Raw genomic sequence first — 16,802 nt, forward strand, 5'->3', positions numbered from 1 at the left:
TTTCCGTTTGCTTCCCGCAAGGTTTGGGAAAAATACAATCAGTGAACCCTCCTAATTTTGATTCACCCCTGGAAAACCTCCTCGCTCTGACAGCGGATTTACGTAGTCCTGAGGGTTGTCCTTGGGACAAAGAACAAACCCATCTTTCCGTCATTCCCCATTTACTCGAAGAAACCTATGAAGTGGTGGATACCATTGAACAAGGTGACGACAACCACTTAAAAGAAGAACTTGGGGACTTACTTTTCCAAATTACTTTTCATAGCCAATTGGCCAAAGAACGTGGTGCCTTTGGTTTTCAAGATGTGGCGAATGATGTATTTCAAAAATTGGTATATCGACATCCTCATGTGTATGGGAATACCGATGGAATCCATTCAGGAGATCAGGTTCTCACCCAATGGGACCAACTCAAACAAAAAGAGAAAGAATCCAAAAACAAAATAGATTCTGACAAAAGTATTCTTTCCGGAATTCCGAAAGCCCTGCCTGCCATCCAACGTTCCGAAAAAATCCAAAGCAAAGTCACCAAACAAGGATTTGATTGGCCAACTATTTCTGGAGTGTTTGAAAAATTTCAAGAAGAAATAAGGGAACTAGATACAGAACTCCAAACCAAAGGATCTCTTAGTTCTAAAAAAATAGCCTATGATGAACGTGTAGAAGATGAGTTAGGTGATCTTTTCTTTTTGTTAGTGAACTTGTCCCGTAAACTTTCGATTGATCCAGAAACCTGTCTCCGTCGTGCGAATGAAAAATTCGAAACTAGATTTCGTGTCCTAGAAGATTTAGTTTCACAAACGGGAAAAACTGTGAAGGATCACTCTTTAGAGGAACTCGATTTGTTCTGGGACCAAGCGAAGTTGCATCTAAAAACAAAATCAGAAATCAGTACCACTTCCGATACCAAAGGAAAAAAAGGTTTAAACCAGAAAGGAACTAGTCCCAATTAACGATGAATTCTCTCGATTTAAACGATTTACCATTTTTAAAAGAAGAATCTCTTCGTGTGTTTCATTGGTTACTCAACGAATACCCGGAGATAGAAGACCCGAAGGTTCAAACTCAAGGAAAGAAAAACAATCAGTCAGAAATAAAGGAAAGTTCTCATTCCATGGATTTCTTGGAAAATAAAGAATCCATAGAATTCCCCATTCGTTGGAAAACGGAACAAATGGGACAGATATTAGAATGGGTCATTTCGGATATGGGTTCCGTAACACTTCGGTTAGGTGGATTGGAAGGGAATCGAAGGAACCCGGCTCCCATCTTTTATTTAAGTCTTAGAAAATCAGAAGAGGGGAATTTTTTTTGGACAGATCCAGAAGGAAACCCCATTCCTTTCCCTGACGAGTCCATCCACAAAGACATTCAAAAGAGAATCCAATTATATATTGATTCGATTTCTTAAATTGAGATTATTAAGTTATGTTTGTACAGACCATCAGTCAGATCAGATCAAATGCGAATCAGATTTTAAAATTATTTTCGCTCATACTTCTATGTCTTAATCCGATGAATACATTTGCATTTAAAGATAAAAGTGAATGTGAGAGATTTCATTCTGGAACTTTTATCTTTAATAGTAGTTTTGGGGAAGTGATTATTGTAAGGAATAAATCTGAGGATATCAGTTACAGAGTATATCCCAAGTCATTTGTAAGATCTTCCGTTAAATGGATTTCTCCTTGTGTAGCAGAATTTAAAGCAATAGAAATCAATGATGATATATTCTCTCCTGAATTCAGAAAAATGCTGATGAATGGTAGCAGCAAATTATACATCACCGAAACATTTTCGGATGGTTATTCATACAAAATAACAGAAGAAAGTAGTTCTAAAGTAAATTATGGTAAAGTAAAATTCTACACAGGATCGTTACCGGCAAAGTGAAAGAGTTTAAACAATTCAATTTAGTTTGATTGATTTTGTTTCCGAAATCAGTAGCGATCGGTAGAAATTGATTTCTTTCGGACACAGCCTACTAAAGTAAGCTGCGTCTGAAAATAAGAAGGATTAGGATTCTTTTGTTTCGATTCCTACTTTTTTTTCGATGTTTTCGATGCGTTTGAGCCATTTGTTTAAGTTCACAATGTTTTTGATGTTCACTCGATACTTTTGGAATTCTGGGAAAGTCAAACCTAAGTCCCAACCCACATACACATCTTTTGTTTTAGGAGAAGTGCGAAGGCTTGATCCACCAGCGATGATTGTCCCTTCGACGAGTGTTAAATGGTCACTGATCGCACATGCTCCACCAATAATAACATGGTTTCCTAATGTAACACTTCCAGCAAGACCAGACTGTCCAGCAATGATCACGTGGTCCCCCACCTTACAGTTGTGGGCAATGTGAACCATATTATCAAATTTACACCCATTCCCAATGGTTGTATCTGTAAGTGCACCGCGGTCGATTGTACAATTACTACCTACTTCGACATCATCCCCAATCACAACACGACCTACTTGTGGTATTTTGTTATGTTTACCTTCTGCAAAAACAAATCCAAATCCATCTCCACCGAAACTGGAATTTCCAAAAACAATGAATCGTTTTCCAACAATTGTATCATCGAAAAACACACAGTTTTTTCCAATGCGAGCACCATCACCAATTTGAACGTGGTCTCCGATTTTCACTCCGTCTTCAATGATACAATCGTTTCCAATGACAGAATTTTTTCCAATGGTTACAAAATGTCCAATATCCGTGTTGGAGCCAACTTTAGCCGTTGGATCAATAACGATATGTGGACTCTGTTTTCCTGTAGGTTGTTTCTCCGGAAAAAAATGACGAATGATTTTTGCTGTTGTTAGTTCTACTTTAGGAACAATGATTAAAGCTTTTTCTGTGAGTGATTCCGCAGTATCGGAAGACACAACAAGTAAAGGTGCTTTGGATGCTTTTGCTTCATTTACAAAAGTTTTGGAAGCTACAAAAGAAATCTCATTTGTGGAAGCTAACGAAAGTGAGGTGAGTCCGCTAAAAGAAACAGATTGAATACTATCTGTATTTTGAAACTTTGCTTCTGGTAGTAGTGACTGGAGAGTAGATAGGTTGATTTGGTTCATCTCCGATTCCTTATCGATGGTTTAAGACAAGGAATCAGAGAGGTCAAAGTTTGACTAACACTATTAGGTAGTCTTAGTCCTGATTTTTAGGATTATCCTTCGATTTTATGGGCAATGATATCATCAAGGGAAAAAGAACCAGCACCTTTAATGATCAGAGGGATTGCTAAACCGAAAGTTAAAAGTTGGAATTCGAATCCGCCTTTATCAGCAAAAAATCCGTTAGGGAAGTGAACGATTGCGGCAGCAACGAACATAGTAGCAAAGATTCCAAAAGCAGCTACTCTTGTGAGCAGTCCTACGATAAGGCCAATCGCGCCAAAGAATTCAGCGATGATGGCAAGAAGAGCAAAGAAGTACGGAATGCCCAATTGTCCTGTAAAGAAACCCATTGTTCCTTCGAAGCCGTATCCACCGAATGCACCTAGAACTTTTTGTGCTCCGTGAGGAAGGATCACAACTCCGAGAGTGACGCGGAGGATGGTGAGTGTGATGTCTTTGTTTGTTGCGAGTAATTTGTAAAACATAGAACCTCTTATTGCTAAATAGTTTAATATCAAACTACTTAATACTAGATAAATCCGTCAATCCTAATTTTTGTAAAAAATTAACCTTTTTCGTAAACGAGGAAAATCTCGTTTCCTTTGGCAAAATGGTCTTTTAGAGTCCAGCCGTTCTTATCAAAATCGGGAAGTTCGGAATTCCTGTCGGCGATTCCCGCAAGACCAGTTTTTCCTATGATGAAAGGAACAATGGTGAGGTAGATTCGATCCACAAGATCTGCTTCCAAAAAGGAAAAATTGAGTTTGGGCCCACCTTCCAGAAGGACGTTTTTATAACCTTTTCGTTTTAAAATCCCTGTGACTTTTTTGGGATCAATGTCATCCGAATCCAGAGCAAAGATCTCGGCTTTGTTCTCTAAACTCGTTTTGATTTCCTTTAAATTGGTTTTTGTACAAATGATGAGAGGGATATGATCGGATTCTTCAAAAACATGTTTATCGGGGGGGAGGGTTCCTTTGCGAACTAAAATGACGGGTCTTGGATTTAGGGCATTGGGTACGGCTCGGATTTTGACAATGGGGTTGTCGTTTAATATAGAGTTTTTTCCTACAAGGATTGCATCCGATTGCGAGCGGTAGACATCCATTTGGGTTTTGTCCTCGCTGGAAGTGAGGCCATACCAACGACCATCCGGTCGAACGACCTTTCCGTCCAAGGTCATGGCCATATTGATCGATAATTTCATGAAATTTTCCTCCGTGAGAGATTCTGCAATTCGCGCTGGAGGATGTGGTACACCTGCATCGAACAGGTGCCGCAGCCGGTAGAGGCCCTTGTGGTTTCTCTGATTTGTTCCATTGTCACGGCGCCTGCATGGATGGCACGGACTAATTCGTCTTCAGTCACCATTCGACATAAACAGACCCGTTTCGGTCTCATGAGGGAATTTAAATCGAAAGGATCCATACCTGAACTATTCATTTGACAGATTTACGAAAGGGAGGGAAACTCTTTAATTACTTTCAACCAAGGAAAATTCAATCACACTCTATGTCCCAAGACAAAAACCCGGAAGCCAAAAAGAAAAAAAACCGTGAAATATTCGGTTGGTGTATGTTCGATTTTGCTAATTCTTCGTACACAACGGTCATTATTAGTGTAGTATACTGTGAGATTTTCACGAATTTAATTGTTCCTTCGGATCCCAGTTCGGGTGACCCCTTTCAGTATGGCAGGTCGGTCTGGGCCTGGGCACTGGCAGCCTCTTATGTTTTTGTGGTCTTAACCGGGCCCATATTTGGTGCCATATCCGATTATAGTTCTAAAAAGAAATTTTTTCTATTTTTAAGTTACATCGGCTGTATCATCGCTACCTTTTTGTTATATTATGTAGAACCTGGAATGGTTTGGTTGGGTTTCGTTTTAGTAGCGATCTCTAATTTTTTCTTTGCCTCTGGGGAAAACTTTGCCTCCAGTTTTTTACCTTTCCTTGGGGCCAAAGAAGACTTGGGAAAAATTTCCGGTTATGCTTGGGGGATTGGATACTTTGGTGGAATTGGTTCCGTATACATTGCCTCAAAGTTGGGTGCCATTTCTTTAGATAATTTTGAAAATTTAAAATTAGTGGGACCTTACACGGCTATTTTCTTTTTGATCGCAGCCATCCCAACGTTTCTTTTCTTAAAAGAACCTCATTTGCCACTCGGTGTTTCACAAAGTTTGAACTATTTCAAAATCGGAAAAGATCGTGTGGTCCAAACTTTAAAAGATGCTAGTAACTTCAAAGATTTGATGATTTACTTGGTATCTTTGTTTTTCACTATGGCTGCCCTTGCGATTGTGATTTCTTTTGCATTTATTTATGGTTCCCATGAAATACATATCGAATCGGAACACAAAGAAGCTATGTTTATCTTTATCCAAATTTTTGCAGCCGTGGGTGCGCTTGCTTTTGGTGTGATCCAAGATAGTATAGGGGCTAAAAAAACTTTTAACCTTACACTTGTTCTCTGGCTATTAACTTGTGGATTGATATATTATGTGCATGATATTACCATTCTTATCAATAGTGTTCTTGGTAAAAATTGGACAGTGCAGTGGGTTTTTGTTTTTATTTCTTCACTTGCTGGGATGGGACTTGGATCCACACAGTCAGCTTCCAGAGCCCTTGTTGGTATTTTTAGTCCTGAGTCCAAATCGGGAGAATTTTTTGGGATGTGGGGTTTATCTGGAAAAATTGCAGGTGCTGCCGGACTATTTCTTTTCGGATACATTCAAACACTAGTCACTCTAAGAAATGCCTTCCTTGTTGTTGCTTTCTTTTATTTTTTATCACTACTCATTAACTTATTTGTAAATGAAGAAAGGGGAGTGAAAGCAGCTCAAGCGTTTCAAGAAAAACCATGATTATAGAAGACGAGGACGATTTTGAATTACATCAGAGCCAAAGAAATTTGGCTCTCGCAACCATAGATGAACTCATGTTAACAAAGATGGATTTATTGGATGCAGAAAAAAAAGTGCCTCGTTTTATCAACAATGCACTTTCGTATTTAAAGAGGAAGTATGTGACAGAGGAGCAAACGATTTCGCAGCTCCTCATCAGTCGGAGGGAAAAACAACAATCCTGAGGAATTGTTTATTTTAGTTAGTGTTGTAATCCAGAATTTTCGTAATCATTTGTTTTTGGTCCAATTCGATATTTCTGAGTTGGAAAGCCGTTTGTTTCGCAATCTTACGTAACATCTTTTTATAAGATCTCATGATATGTTTCTGTTTGTCATATGGCAAAGGATCCTTTTCATCATTTAACACCATTGCAATGTCTGGTTCTGCTGGTTGGTTCGGGTCATTCGGCCAAATTGTATCTGATGTAAGGGATCTGTAGTATTCCAATCGGATATCGGAATTTGTATCTAACTTAGCTTCGCCTTTTTCATCCTTTTCTGTACTTTCTGATTTAGGAGAAGGGTTTACGAGTCTTCTCATTTCTTTTACATGGATGGTTCCATCGGCATTCACTCGGCGAAAAGCAAGGATGATTTTGTCTAGGTCGCTATAATCTTCTTTTGGATAAATATAAGCAATCCCGTCATACAAAAATACTGTCGGATAATCAATGTAAGACTGTCCTTGAGGGAGTTTGATTTCTAGATAGGGTTTCCCATCTTTATCTTTTTTATAAAGTTCTTTGTGTGATTCTGGAGTGTGTGCCAAATATTGAGCGGCTGTTTTATCCACACCCAAATCTTGTAGTTTTTTAATTTTCTTCAAGTTCCCACTGATACTAGCGTGGAGGGTATCGATTTCGTTATCTCCAAATCCGTTTTTTCTTTGAAGGTCGATTTGTTTTTGGGTCTCTCGTTCCTTTAAGGTGGCAGAGGCCGGTTTTTCAGCATTAACTGCCGAAATCCCAAGAAGGAAAAAAAGTGTGATGGAGAATCGTAGAATCATGACGTACCTCAGAGATTTCTGTCTTTTATAGTATCGAATCCTTCCTTGTCGATTCTTGAATGGACTGACTCAGATTTTTCTGGAAGAAAAAAAACGTACCAAGGACTGGAACAGGTCCTGTTCGGCTTCTTTGGCTTTGGGAATCAGTCCTGTCAATTGGATGTATCCGTGGACAAGGGAGGGAAAATGACGTTCTTCCACTTTGACCCCGGCCGATTGGAGGTGTTTGGCATAAGTTTCCCCTTCTTCACGGAGAGGGTCGTAGCCGGCAATTCCAATGTAAGTCGGAGGGAGGCCTTTGAGTTCTTTGGGGTCCGCAAGGACGGGAGAGTTGGTATGAAGGAGTCGATCCTTTTGGTTCGGAAGGTAATTTTGGATGAACCACCGCATGATAGAACGTGTTAGGACATAACGTTCTCCAAAAAGTTCATATGTTTCTGATTCCTTAGATGTATCAAGCATCGGGTAAAGAAGGGCTTGAAAAATAGGAACAGGGATCTTATCTTTTTTGGCTCTCAAACAAAGAGAAGTTGCGAGGAGGGCACCAGCACTATCACCACAAACAGCAATGGCATTGGGTGATCCTCCAAACAAATAGGCAGAATTACGAACATATTGGTAAGCAAGCCAAACATCATCATGTGCTGCTGGGTATGGATGTTCAGGGGCCAAACGATAATCTACTGCAATCACGATGCTCTTTGTGTAATGAGACATTTTACGACAGAAATTATCATGAGTTTCTAAATTGCCAATGGTCAGACCACCACCGTGAAAGAAGAGTATGGTGGGGAGATTTCTTTTTTGAGGATTTGCGTTGTAGACTCGGATAGGAATGAAAGAGGCACTAGGAGTGGGAATGAGTTTGTCTTCGATGTGTGGGATGGGAAATTCCGGTTCATCGAAGATCCGCATTTGATCGCGGTAGTGTCTACGTGCCTTTTCAGGACTCATTTGTTCCATTTTGGGAAGGAATCTGGCAATGTTACATGCTAATGCACAACGCGGATCCAATTGGTTTGTTTCCGGTTGATTGTTTTTTCGTGCCAAAGTGGAAATCCAATGTTCGGGTAACGAAAAGACAAGTTGTGCGACTGATTTTTTGATACCTAACATTAAATAACCGATAATCGTTCTAATAACATTCTATAGATTAAAAACAAACCATAACTATCGAGTTTGCAGTAAGCTATCAAATCCTCCAGAACACGTTTTTTTTCTTCGGCTGTCACCTGCTTTTTTATTAATCTTAAATATTGGTAATTTGCATCTTGTCCTTCGCGAATGGAAAGTCCTCCATGGCTTTCTGTACTAAAACAAGGCAGTATTTCTTTGAGCGATGCTTTCCCATTTTGGCCTGGATGGTAGATCCAAAGTTTTTTAAAAGGCAAGGCAAGGTCGATGAACATCGATTTGGCTCTTTCCCAGAACTCTAAAAATTCGGGGAAGGCTGTGGCTGTCTCTTGGATGATGAGTTTTTCAAAGAAATCATTGAAGGAGAAGATGGTGATTCCTTCCGGTAGGTCTTTTTGTAATTGGGTTAAGACGGGAACTCTAGGATCTGTGCCCACATCTTCATGTAAGTAGGTTTTATGTGTGAGGATATCGTTTTCTCTATCCCAAATATGTAAGGAATAGAGGTAGGGAACATGTTGGAACGGTCTTGTCTCGGGATAAAGAGGGAAATACGGATTTATGGACTCAAAATCTAGGAAAGCTACAGTTTTTGTAACATTTGTTAGGTAATTTTCAAAGGCATTTTTGTCAAAGTAGGTTTTGTTTGAGATATGTGCCTGTTTTTGAATCCTTTGGATGGGTGTGAGTTCTGAATCGGGAACAGATTCGTACGAATTGTACCCCATTGCAAACCACTGTTTTGCTAATTCTGAACTGTCTCGGAAATCAAAAACCTCTTTGGCATTTTCTTTTCCTTTCGCACAATGAATTGGAGATAAACAGGTTTTTAGAGATCGGCAACTCGGTTTAGAATCGAGAAAAGAAAATCGTACAGATTGTTCGCCTGTTTTTTTAACTTCTTCCAGAAACTGTTTCCACTCCTCATCGCGAGTCACCATTTCCGCGTCCATTCGGGGAGTTATGTCTTCTATGAGAAGGTAGTCTTCGGGAGCGATGGTACCACCGGGAAAGATGTATTTAGTTTGGATGCGGATGAGTTTGTATCCGACGATGTGGAGTGACATTCCCTCTGCTACTTGTTTGTGAAAGTAAAAAGAACGAAGGATGTCTTGTTTGACAGAACCAATCGGGCGAAAGTCCCAAAGAATCCAACCGTCTCTTTCAGAATCATACTCCAAATACTCAACAGTAGATACAAAATTTTGAAAACGAAGATGAGCATGAAAAATCGATTTTTTTTTCGAAATCCATTCTGTGGTTTTTTGAATACTCTCTTCCTTATCCATTGTTTTTTCAACGGATATAGATTCGGAAAATTGACTTTTACAAAGTTGGAGAAAGTCTCCCCACTCCAAGTAACCACCGTAAGATGAACTGGATGGTTTAGGAACGAGTCCTTCTCTTACCAAATGGAAGGCATTGTTACAACGTAGGTATTGTAAAAATTGAGACTTGGTAACAGGTGTAATAGCTAAATCAAACAAATTGATATAAGTCTTCCCAATGTTTTGTATAAGATAGAAAATTTTTGTTCCAAACTTCGGAACTCGAAACTAGAGCTTCTGGAGAAAGAACAAAAAATTGGAAGAGTGCATTTTGGTTTGTTGTTTTGACCAGATATTCGTCTCTCACTTTTTCAAAACTGGCTCCTTCCAAAAACAACTTCCAACGATCTTCATAATCAGGATGGATTTGGAAGGGAATTTCTATTTCTGGATGTTTTTTTAGCAACAAAGGATGAAAGTTTAAATCTGGGTTTGTAATTTTAAGATTGGATAGGAATTCTTCTTTCGATTCTTTTTTCACAACGATTCTCGGAAGGATAAACCGGCGTAAGGATTTTTTTCCACGGTCATAAGCGAGTAAATAGAAGTCGGTTGTATTTTTACGAACGAGACGGTATGGTTCAATGACCCTTTCACTTGGATCATATCCGTATTGGACAGTAAGAGCTCTTTTGTCTTTTATCGCTTGTAGGATTTTTTCTGTATGTGAGGAGTCCGGTGTTTCTGCTGATTCCGATTCTTCTTTTGGTTGTTTGGCAAACCTAGGAATGAGGTCCAAATGGTGAGAGAATAGTTTTTGCGAAAGACTGAAACTTTCCTGTGTGGGTTCTGTGGCAAATAATACTTGTGATAGGTATTCTAACTCTTCTTTGGTGAACTTTAGAGATTTTTGGATTGATTCTTTTTCTAAATAATAAGGGAAGTAGTCTTCGGACTGATATCCAAACTGGGCCACTTTGATATTGAATCCAAGGCTTTTTAATTGGTTCAGGTCGCGGTAGAGTTTTTTGCGATCTGATTCAATATCCTCATTTTTATAGAACCTAGGCATAATATTGCGAAATTTTTGGAAGCTGATTCCTTTGGGTTCGCGGAGTAGATTGAAAAGTAATGCAAAGAGACGAACCTCTGTCTCATTCATTTTTTTCACTTCAATCATAGGGAAGTCTTCAAAAGAAGTCATATCTTCCCAAATTGTTTGTTTTTTTGATTCCGAAAAGTAGAAAATGAAAAAAACTGGAAAAGTATGCGAATCACAGGCCTCATCCTTAGTCTCTCCTTGTTTCTGCAATGTGCAACTTATTGGAAAAATCGTAAAAATGACTTTCAAGACATTGTCACCATTGGGGCCGAAACTCCTATGTATGGAGCAGCTGTTAAAGTAGGTCCTTTGCCCATTGGAGTTCTCTTCCAAGGAGGAGAGTCGGAGATGGGAAAAAAAGATTTAGGTCGTGGTGTTGGTCTTCGTGGCGGTCAGTTCGGAACTTATCATTCTCAACAACTCGTCTTTGGTATATTAGGTGGCGAAAGTTTTCATTCAGGCCTTCCCACAATGGATGCTAAAGGGAATTGGCTTGTGGATAAAAAAGGAATCCCTCTCACTAATGAAGAAAGAGCCAATATCAAAAGTTATAAGATGCGTTATTATTCTTATTGGTACGATCCTGTAAAAGATCGTAAAAGACGAAAAAAAGAACATTTTCGTCGAGAGTTAACAAAGGACTTAGTCGCCTCAACTGGACAAAAGGAATTTTTAGTTTATCTCCCTCCGGAAGACCAAAAACCTTTTGGATATCCACCTGGTTACTCTTGGAATGTGGAGTTTGCTGCAGGACTTTATGGCGGTGCGAGGGTGGGATTTAATGTTGCGGAAGCTTTTGATTTTTTGTTAGGTTTCACCACCGTTGATTTGTTAGATGATGATGTGGAAGGAAAGGTGAAACCAAGTTTTCCTGGTTTTCCTTTCCCCGCTCCTACTGATGCGGAAACAGAGTCTCCATCAGAGGAATGATTTTATAGTTTGAAGTCTTTGGCTGTGATTTTGTTTTTTGGATCAAAAGTAAGTTTCAAAAACTTTTCTACTGTATCTGGTTTTTCTTTCAAAGTGTAGTATTGTTCTGGAACATCACGATCTTCTGCAAAATACCATACCATCACGGTTCCGCTAGGATCGATTGATTTTTCAGTCGATTTTCCAAGAACCGCTTCTGTTTTTACTAATCCATCACCCACTTTAATCATATCGATTTCTAATTTACGGAGTGCTGTGTGTGGATGAACTTTATTACTTCCCGCTTGTACTTTGTTTCCTGAAGTGCAGGAAACTAAGAAAAGAATCGAAGTGAGTGTGCTGAGTATCAAAAGTTTTTTGATCATAAACCTTACCTTAAGATGGACTAAGGGAAGATTCTACAGGATGGGATCAGGGTTGGCAAGTGATATCTTTTCTCTTTCTTCATCGATTCGGTTCATTTTTCCCAAAATCTTTTTGAAAAAAGGAATGGTTAAGAATACAAGTCCAATCTCTAAAAATCCAAAAAAGAAAGAAAGGGCAGAAAAACTATAAGCCGGTGGCAATACTGATTCAAAGACCATCTGCATTTGTACAGAAACAACTGGCCCTAACATAAAGCCGAGAGAGCCCACTCCGGTAAAGGCAGACATTGTGGTTGCCGTAAGACCCGGTTTTGACATTTTACTGGCAAGCATCATTGAGGGAACAAACATCACTCCGGCCCCAATTCCACAGATCAGTAAAAATGTGAACAAATACCAAAATTCATTGGTTGTTCCTGAAAGTCCGAGAAAGATTCCGTAAATTGTAGATCCAACGAGAACAAGGGGCAGAACGCCTGTTTTGCGAGCGAGTAATGCTGATGGATAGGAAAGTAAACTCATTGGGAATAAAACGAGACCTAAAAACACTCCGAGCATTCCCGGATGGAATGCGAGTGTTTCTCGTAGGTGAATATTAAAGGAAGAAATAATAAACCCAACAGTAAAACGGTCAATAAAGTTGAATAAAAAAGGAACAAACAAAAATGGATTTTCAAAGATTGCAACTTTTAAGTCACTCAGTTTAAAATCTTTTACTTTGTGAATCCCTCTGTCTTTTAACATGAGTAGGCTAAATAGGCCAACAAAGATAAGAATTCCGGAACCTACATAAAAAGGCATCAGAGGATTTTTTCGTCCGAGGATACCCAGTGGCATTCCAAAGGCACCACCTAAAGATAAAAACATTCCAGTGATCCCCATAAGGATTCCTTTGCCGTAGTAACGTTTGTTCTCTGGATCATTTTCACGATCGGCAGCAGAACTAAGCAAAAGCCCGATGATAAAAATATGAGCAGCACCTTCCAAGAATCTTAAAAAAAGGAAGAGACCCATATCGGTGACAACTGTGAGTGAATAAAAAAGTCCTGCGTCTACAAAACAGAAAAAACTAATGAAGTATTTTCTGTTTTTAAAACGATCTGAAATGATTCCCGCAATCGGTGCAAAAAGAAAGGAACCGAGCATAGGAATACTTGTGAAATACGCAACTTCCCAGTTCGATCCGAGCAACCGATCCTTTACAACATCCTTCACTACCGGCACAATCATTGTTACCGGCAACATGGATAAAAAAACTAAAGTTACTAGTGTATACGGGAATCCCAAAAATTAACCTGCTGGTAGAAGAGTTTGGTAACGTTCGATTCCGATATTTTCTTTTAAATCAGAGTCGAGTTCAATGAATAAAAATTTGTTCAAATCAAAAGTGGCGTTAGCTTCTGCTAATAGTTCTGCTTTTTGTGAATCGTTCAAAGGAAGAGTGTCCAGATTTTGGCGATAGATTCCTTTGAATGCCATAAGATCTTCGATTTCAGGGAATTCATAAAAAGCTGTTCCTTCATTTCCTTCCAATTCAAAAGTTTTTGCTACTACTTTTTTGATAGATTGGCCACCAGAAAGATCTCCCAAGTAACGGACGTAAGCTTGTGCTACTAGAAGTTCCGGTTTTGTTTTTGCAGTGTTTTTGATATGGTCGATGTAGTTTTGTGTCGCTTTGGAAATAGAACCACGAACTTTCGTATTGAATTTCTTTTGGAAACTTGCGATGTCTTCTTTCAGAGAATTTTCGCGGAACAAAGCAGGGAAGTAAAGTTTAGCAAGGATAGGGTTGTCTTTGTTTTGGCGGTAGAGTTCTTCCATTACAGTATAAACTGCAAGAAGGCTTTCTAATTGGTATGTATAAGTTTGGGCATCAAGGCCCCCTCTGAAAATTGCCCGGATATAAGGAACCTTTTCGGTTTCCTGGTGTTTGTCGGCAGTTCCTTCTCGTAACATCATTGCTATGGACATAATGGCTCCTTGTTCTCTATGTGAGAATCAATCTCATATATGACACTACCCTGACAATTGCAGGTACTGTCAAAGAAAATTATAGGGAATCTTCCTGGGTGGAAGAATTCCAAAATTCGAGTGGGGTGTTTGCTCTTTGTTCTGGATAGAGAAAGTAAGAAAGAAAGAAAACCAAAATAGAAACTACAATTCCAATGGTAGCAAGAACCACGTCCTTTCCTACTTTGCGGAAGGTGTCTAGGTAAGGAAGGTCTTGGTAGGTAATGACGTTGAGAATGATTTCCCTACCGGCCAGAAGTCCTAAAAAAGCCCAAGTAGTAGACATGGGGATGTTACTGATGTATTGGAAAAAGAATAATAAACTTCCATACACTAAATCCACAATGGTGGCAGCTTTGGCCCATTGGATGTCGGACTTTTCGGAAACCACCCTTTGGATGGTGCCACCGTTTGTTCGAATGATGATGAGTAGGGCTACGATGAGAATGAAGATAGCCGTTAAAAACTCTATGGGTCCTAACTGTCTTGGTAAAAACACCGCGATATTGGCCGTGTCTTGTAACAACCAAGCCACCCACAAATACATGGTGGAGAGCCATTGTAGACGAGACCATCTTCTTTCAGAAACGGGGTCGGGTGTATGGACTTCATGGTATTCATGTGGGTCAACTTTGACTAGGATAGCCCAAACAACTATGGCCACTAGGAAAGCAAGGCCGTAACCAAAAAAGGATTTGGTTAACATTTGGTCAATACTCTTACCACCAAACAATCCTAAGACGAGAAAGGTTGTGGAAACAGGTGCCCTGAGTCTAGTAATCACAACAAGTAATACAGGAGCAAGAAGTTGGAGAAGGTTGAAGTCTTTAGTTTCCGGAATGGAATCTAGCCTATGAAAGTGGATTTCACGACCATGCAAAAACCAAGCAAATAAATGGACTAAAAATAGAAGGCCACCGAAAACGAGAATCTTTTGGAGCCAGTGAACCGATTTTTTACTCTCGATAAAGGTTCCGATGGTTTGGACTGCATCGTTTCCGGCCACAGAGAACGATGCAATCGCAAAGGAAAACCATCCGAGATAATACCGAGGAAGACCCAGGAAATAACCGGCACAGATTGTAAGAACCAAAAAAAGAGTAAAAACAAAGAATCGAACTTGGTCCTTTTTTGTCGGGTGCTGGTAGTCTATTTCCTGGTTAAGGCTCATGCATTCATATAGTGTTTCGCATATCTCTCCGTAATTTCCTTGCGGTCGAAAAGAATAAACACGTCTGTAGTACCAAAAACAGAATCCAGTGCAGGAATTCCACAGATTTTAGCACCCACCCGGAGGTATCCTTTTAAAAGTGGAGGGATATTTTTGGAGATTGATTTTGGATCTTCTACATGAAAATTGGCGTCAAATCCAGGAAGAACAAAGTCCGGATTTGGGAACACACGAAATTCTTCAGGAGCAATTGCATCTTTGGCTTTTAAAAAACCGTAAGATTGAGAAGCAATTGCTGCATCAGTGGAGTGAATGGATCCACAACCCATCAAATAACGAACATTATGTTTGTTCATGAACTCTGCAAGACCTTGCCAGAGAAGTGAAATTACGGAACCGTCACGGTAGTCAGGGTGAACACAAGAACGTCCTACTTCTGCAATTTCGTCTGGTAGGTTATAAATAGAAGTGATATCAAATTCGTTTTCGCTATAAAAACCAATTCCGTTTTTTGCATTTTGGCGTGTTAAAATACGGTAGGTTCCAACGATTTTTGTATCTTCAGTGGATTTATCAATAACAAGTAAGTGGTGGCAGTACAAATCGTACTCATCACGGTCTTTACGTGTAGCAGAAGATTGTGGCAGACCTTCTCCCATTTCTAAATTGAACACTTCATAACGTAACGCAAGTGCTCTTTCAATTTCTAGTTGGTTTTCCGCTAAACGAACTTCTAAAATTCGTTCTGTTCTGTTGATTGTATTTGGTTTCATCGGATTTTATCCTCTTGTTTATCTGCAAATAAGGTAAAATGAATCGGTTACGACAATGTTACATTCAGGTGAAAATCAGTTTGTTTCATGAATAGATACCATATTACAAATTAGTGACACAGAGAACTTGGTTGGTACCATCTTGGTCTGGTGTATAAATTCGGCCATTGTTTAGTTCTAGTGCGTAAGCTTGTATAGAATCAATAGGGTATGAATTGGAAGACCATAATACGTTAGAACTTTCAAGGTTTGTAAAAATCTGAGTATTGATTGCTGGTGAAGAGTAGCCAACGTTACAAGGTACAAAATCATCTAAAGGACTTGTTGGGCCAGTCGTACAAACAACAATATTCTTTAGTTCGTTTTTAGTTGTTACCCTCCAGTTGTTTCGTTGCCATTTATTTACTGTATTGTATTGGTTACAGGCATTGTATATATCACTTGATGCAGCATCAATCCAGGGTGGTGGAGCAAGATCTGCTCCGGTAAGTCCGCTTGTACATCCGTTTGTTGGAGTGATGTTACAAAAATTTAAAGATAAACTAATTCCGTATTGGTCACCTGCTGTACCGATTCCCGTGCAGTTTCCTACATAAGCATTACCGCTTGGATTCCATTCTTGTCCGTGAGCACATCGACTGTAACCAACTGTACGGTTATCGATAAAGGCTTTGTATAGAGGACAGGTGATTTCCATTCCGATAACACCATCACTAGATTTGATTCCCGGGTTTGTGATGAAACAATGTAAGGAATTCGGTTGTTGGGCAATGAAAACTCTAGGAAATATTCCTCCCCTTGTTACGATATTAAAGGAACCGTTTGTCGAGATGGAATCGGAAATTCCTCCAAATTCATATTGGATCTTTAAAGTGTTTCCTGCTGTGAGTCCAGAAATCATTCCTCTGACTCGGAAGGGGGGACAAATTGCCGAACCATTTTGTATACAGCCTAAAAGTTGCGTTTCTAAATATAGTTGGGAGTTTGGATCGTTTGAATTGTTGAAATTGGGAAGTT

The 16,802-nt window shown here is 39.4% G+C and carries 20 protein-coding genes; 6 read left to right on the forward strand and 14 right to left on the reverse strand.

Annotated elements, in window-relative coordinates; all coding sequences use genetic code 11:
- Positions 1–41 precede the first annotated feature (41 nt).
- The 3 genes from mazG to EHQ49_RS04950 all read left to right on the forward strand — a co-directional run bounded on the left by mazG (position 42) and on the right by EHQ49_RS04950 (position 1,893).
- Positions 42–953 (forward strand): nucleoside triphosphate pyrophosphohydrolase, encoded by a 912-nt coding sequence (mazG, locus tag EHQ49_RS04940; protein ID WP_135576908.1) that lies wholly within the window; start codon positions 42–44, stop codon positions 951–953.
- A gap of 2 nt (positions 954–955) precedes the next feature.
- Positions 956–1,411: an LIC_13241 domain-containing protein gene (locus EHQ49_RS04945; protein WP_135576910.1), complete on the forward strand. Its 456-nt coding sequence runs from the start codon at positions 956–958 to the stop codon at positions 1,409–1,411.
- A 104-nt stretch (positions 1,412–1,515) separates the two neighbouring features.
- Positions 1,516–1,893 carry a hypothetical protein gene (locus tag EHQ49_RS04950; protein ID WP_244241350.1) on the forward strand — a complete coding sequence of 126 codons (378 nt, stop codon included), beginning with the start codon at positions 1,516–1,518 and terminating at the stop codon, positions 1,891–1,893.
- A gap of 123 nt (positions 1,894–2,016) precedes the next feature.
- On the opposite strand, the gene lpxD is transcribed toward EHQ49_RS04950, so the two are convergent.
- From lpxD to EHQ49_RS04970, 4 genes are all read right to left on the reverse strand, one after another.
- Positions 2,017–3,075: a UDP-3-O-(3-hydroxymyristoyl)glucosamine N-acyltransferase gene (gene lpxD, locus EHQ49_RS04955; RefSeq protein WP_135576914.1), complete on the reverse strand. Its 1,059-nt coding sequence runs from the start codon at positions 3,073–3,075 to the stop codon at positions 2,017–2,019.
- A gap of 92 nt (positions 3,076–3,167) precedes the next feature.
- Positions 3,168–3,602 (reverse strand): DoxX family protein, encoded by a 435-nt coding sequence (locus tag EHQ49_RS04960; RefSeq protein ID WP_135576916.1) that lies wholly within the window; start codon positions 3,600–3,602, stop codon positions 3,168–3,170.
- 80 nt (positions 3,603–3,682) lie between these two features.
- Positions 3,683–4,324 carry a RibD family protein gene (locus EHQ49_RS04965; RefSeq protein ID WP_135576918.1) on the reverse strand — a complete coding sequence of 214 codons (642 nt, stop codon included), beginning with the start codon at positions 4,322–4,324 and terminating at the stop codon, positions 3,683–3,685.
- A complete protein-coding gene (locus tag EHQ49_RS04970; protein WP_322113120.1) occupies positions 4,321–4,560 on the reverse strand; it encodes a (2Fe-2S)-binding protein in 240 nt (79 codons plus the stop codon). Before EHQ49_RS04970 ends, EHQ49_RS04965 begins: the two co-directional genes overlap by 4 nt.
- Before the next feature lie 69 nt (positions 4,561–4,629).
- Between EHQ49_RS04970 and EHQ49_RS04975 the strand changes: the two genes are divergently transcribed.
- Complete coding sequence (locus tag EHQ49_RS04975) at positions 4,630–5,985, forward strand: MFS transporter (RefSeq protein WP_167482984.1); 1,356 nt, start codon at positions 4,630–4,632, stop codon at positions 5,983–5,985.
- Positions 5,982–6,209 carry a hypothetical protein gene (locus tag EHQ49_RS04980; protein WP_135576922.1) on the forward strand — a complete coding sequence of 76 codons (228 nt, stop codon included), beginning with the start codon at positions 5,982–5,984 and terminating at the stop codon, positions 6,207–6,209. Before EHQ49_RS04975 ends, EHQ49_RS04980 begins: the two co-directional genes overlap by 4 nt.
- Positions 6,210–6,222: 13 nt before the next feature.
- On the opposite strand, the gene EHQ49_RS04985 is transcribed toward EHQ49_RS04980, so the two are convergent.
- The 4 genes from EHQ49_RS04985 to EHQ49_RS05000 form a co-directional block, all read right to left on the reverse strand.
- A complete protein-coding gene (locus tag EHQ49_RS04985) occupies positions 6,223–7,032 on the reverse strand; it encodes an LIC13212 family protein (RefSeq protein ID WP_135576924.1) in 810 nt (269 codons plus the stop codon).
- Between the two features lie 69 nt (positions 7,033–7,101).
- Positions 7,102–8,148 carry an alpha/beta hydrolase gene (locus EHQ49_RS04990; protein WP_135576926.1) on the reverse strand — a complete coding sequence of 349 codons (1,047 nt, stop codon included), beginning with the start codon at positions 8,146–8,148 and terminating at the stop codon, positions 7,102–7,104.
- On the reverse strand, positions 8,148–9,653 hold the full coding sequence (locus tag EHQ49_RS04995) for a DUF2779 domain-containing protein (protein WP_135576928.1): 1,506 nt from the start codon (positions 9,651–9,653) through the stop codon (positions 8,148–8,150). Before EHQ49_RS04995 ends, EHQ49_RS04990 begins: the two co-directional genes overlap by 1 nt.
- Entirely contained in the window at positions 9,646–10,638 is a 993-nt protein-coding gene (locus EHQ49_RS05000) for a helix-turn-helix transcriptional regulator (protein WP_135576930.1), read from the reverse strand. The genes EHQ49_RS04995 and EHQ49_RS05000 overlap by 8 nt, the downstream gene beginning before the upstream one ends.
- 63 nt (positions 10,639–10,701) lie before the next feature.
- On the opposite strand from EHQ49_RS05000, the gene EHQ49_RS05005 reads away from it, so the two are divergent.
- On the forward strand, positions 10,702–11,466 hold the full coding sequence (locus EHQ49_RS05005; RefSeq protein WP_135576932.1) for an LIC13411 family adhesin: 765 nt from the start codon (positions 10,702–10,704) through the stop codon (positions 11,464–11,466).
- 2 nt (positions 11,467–11,468) lie between these two features.
- Here EHQ49_RS05005 and EHQ49_RS05010 read toward each other — a convergent pair whose 3' ends face one another.
- The 6 genes from EHQ49_RS05010 to EHQ49_RS05035 form a co-directional block, all read right to left on the reverse strand.
- Positions 11,469–11,831: an LIC13410 family lipoprotein gene (locus EHQ49_RS05010; protein WP_135576934.1), complete on the reverse strand. Its 363-nt coding sequence runs from the start codon at positions 11,829–11,831 to the stop codon at positions 11,469–11,471.
- A 33-nt stretch (positions 11,832–11,864) separates the two neighbouring features.
- On the reverse strand, positions 11,865–13,118 hold the full coding sequence (locus EHQ49_RS05015; protein WP_135576936.1) for an MFS transporter: 1,254 nt from the start codon (positions 13,116–13,118) through the stop codon (positions 11,865–11,867).
- A 3-nt stretch (positions 13,119–13,121) separates the two neighbouring features.
- A complete protein-coding gene (locus EHQ49_RS05020; RefSeq protein ID WP_135576938.1) occupies positions 13,122–13,802 on the reverse strand; it encodes a biliverdin-producing heme oxygenase in 681 nt (226 codons plus the stop codon).
- Between the two features lie 79 nt (positions 13,803–13,881).
- A complete protein-coding gene (locus EHQ49_RS05025; RefSeq protein WP_135576940.1) occupies positions 13,882–15,012 on the reverse strand; it encodes a hypothetical protein in 1,131 nt (376 codons plus the stop codon).
- Positions 15,009–15,785: a GNAT family N-acetyltransferase gene (locus EHQ49_RS05030; protein WP_135576943.1), complete on the reverse strand. Its 777-nt coding sequence runs from the start codon at positions 15,783–15,785 to the stop codon at positions 15,009–15,011. Before EHQ49_RS05030 ends, EHQ49_RS05025 begins: the two co-directional genes overlap by 4 nt.
- A 103-nt stretch (positions 15,786–15,888) precedes the next feature.
- Positions 15,889–16,686, reverse strand: a complete 798-nt coding sequence (locus tag EHQ49_RS05035; protein ID WP_167482985.1) for an Lcl C-terminal domain-containing protein — start codon at positions 16,684–16,686, stop codon at positions 15,889–15,891.
- Positions 16,687–16,802: the final 116 nt, after the last annotated feature.

The sequence above is a fragment of the Leptospira perdikensis genome (assembly GCF_004769575.1).
Classification (GTDB): Bacteria; Spirochaetota; Leptospiria; order Leptospirales; family Leptospiraceae; genus Leptospira_A; species Leptospira_A perdikensis.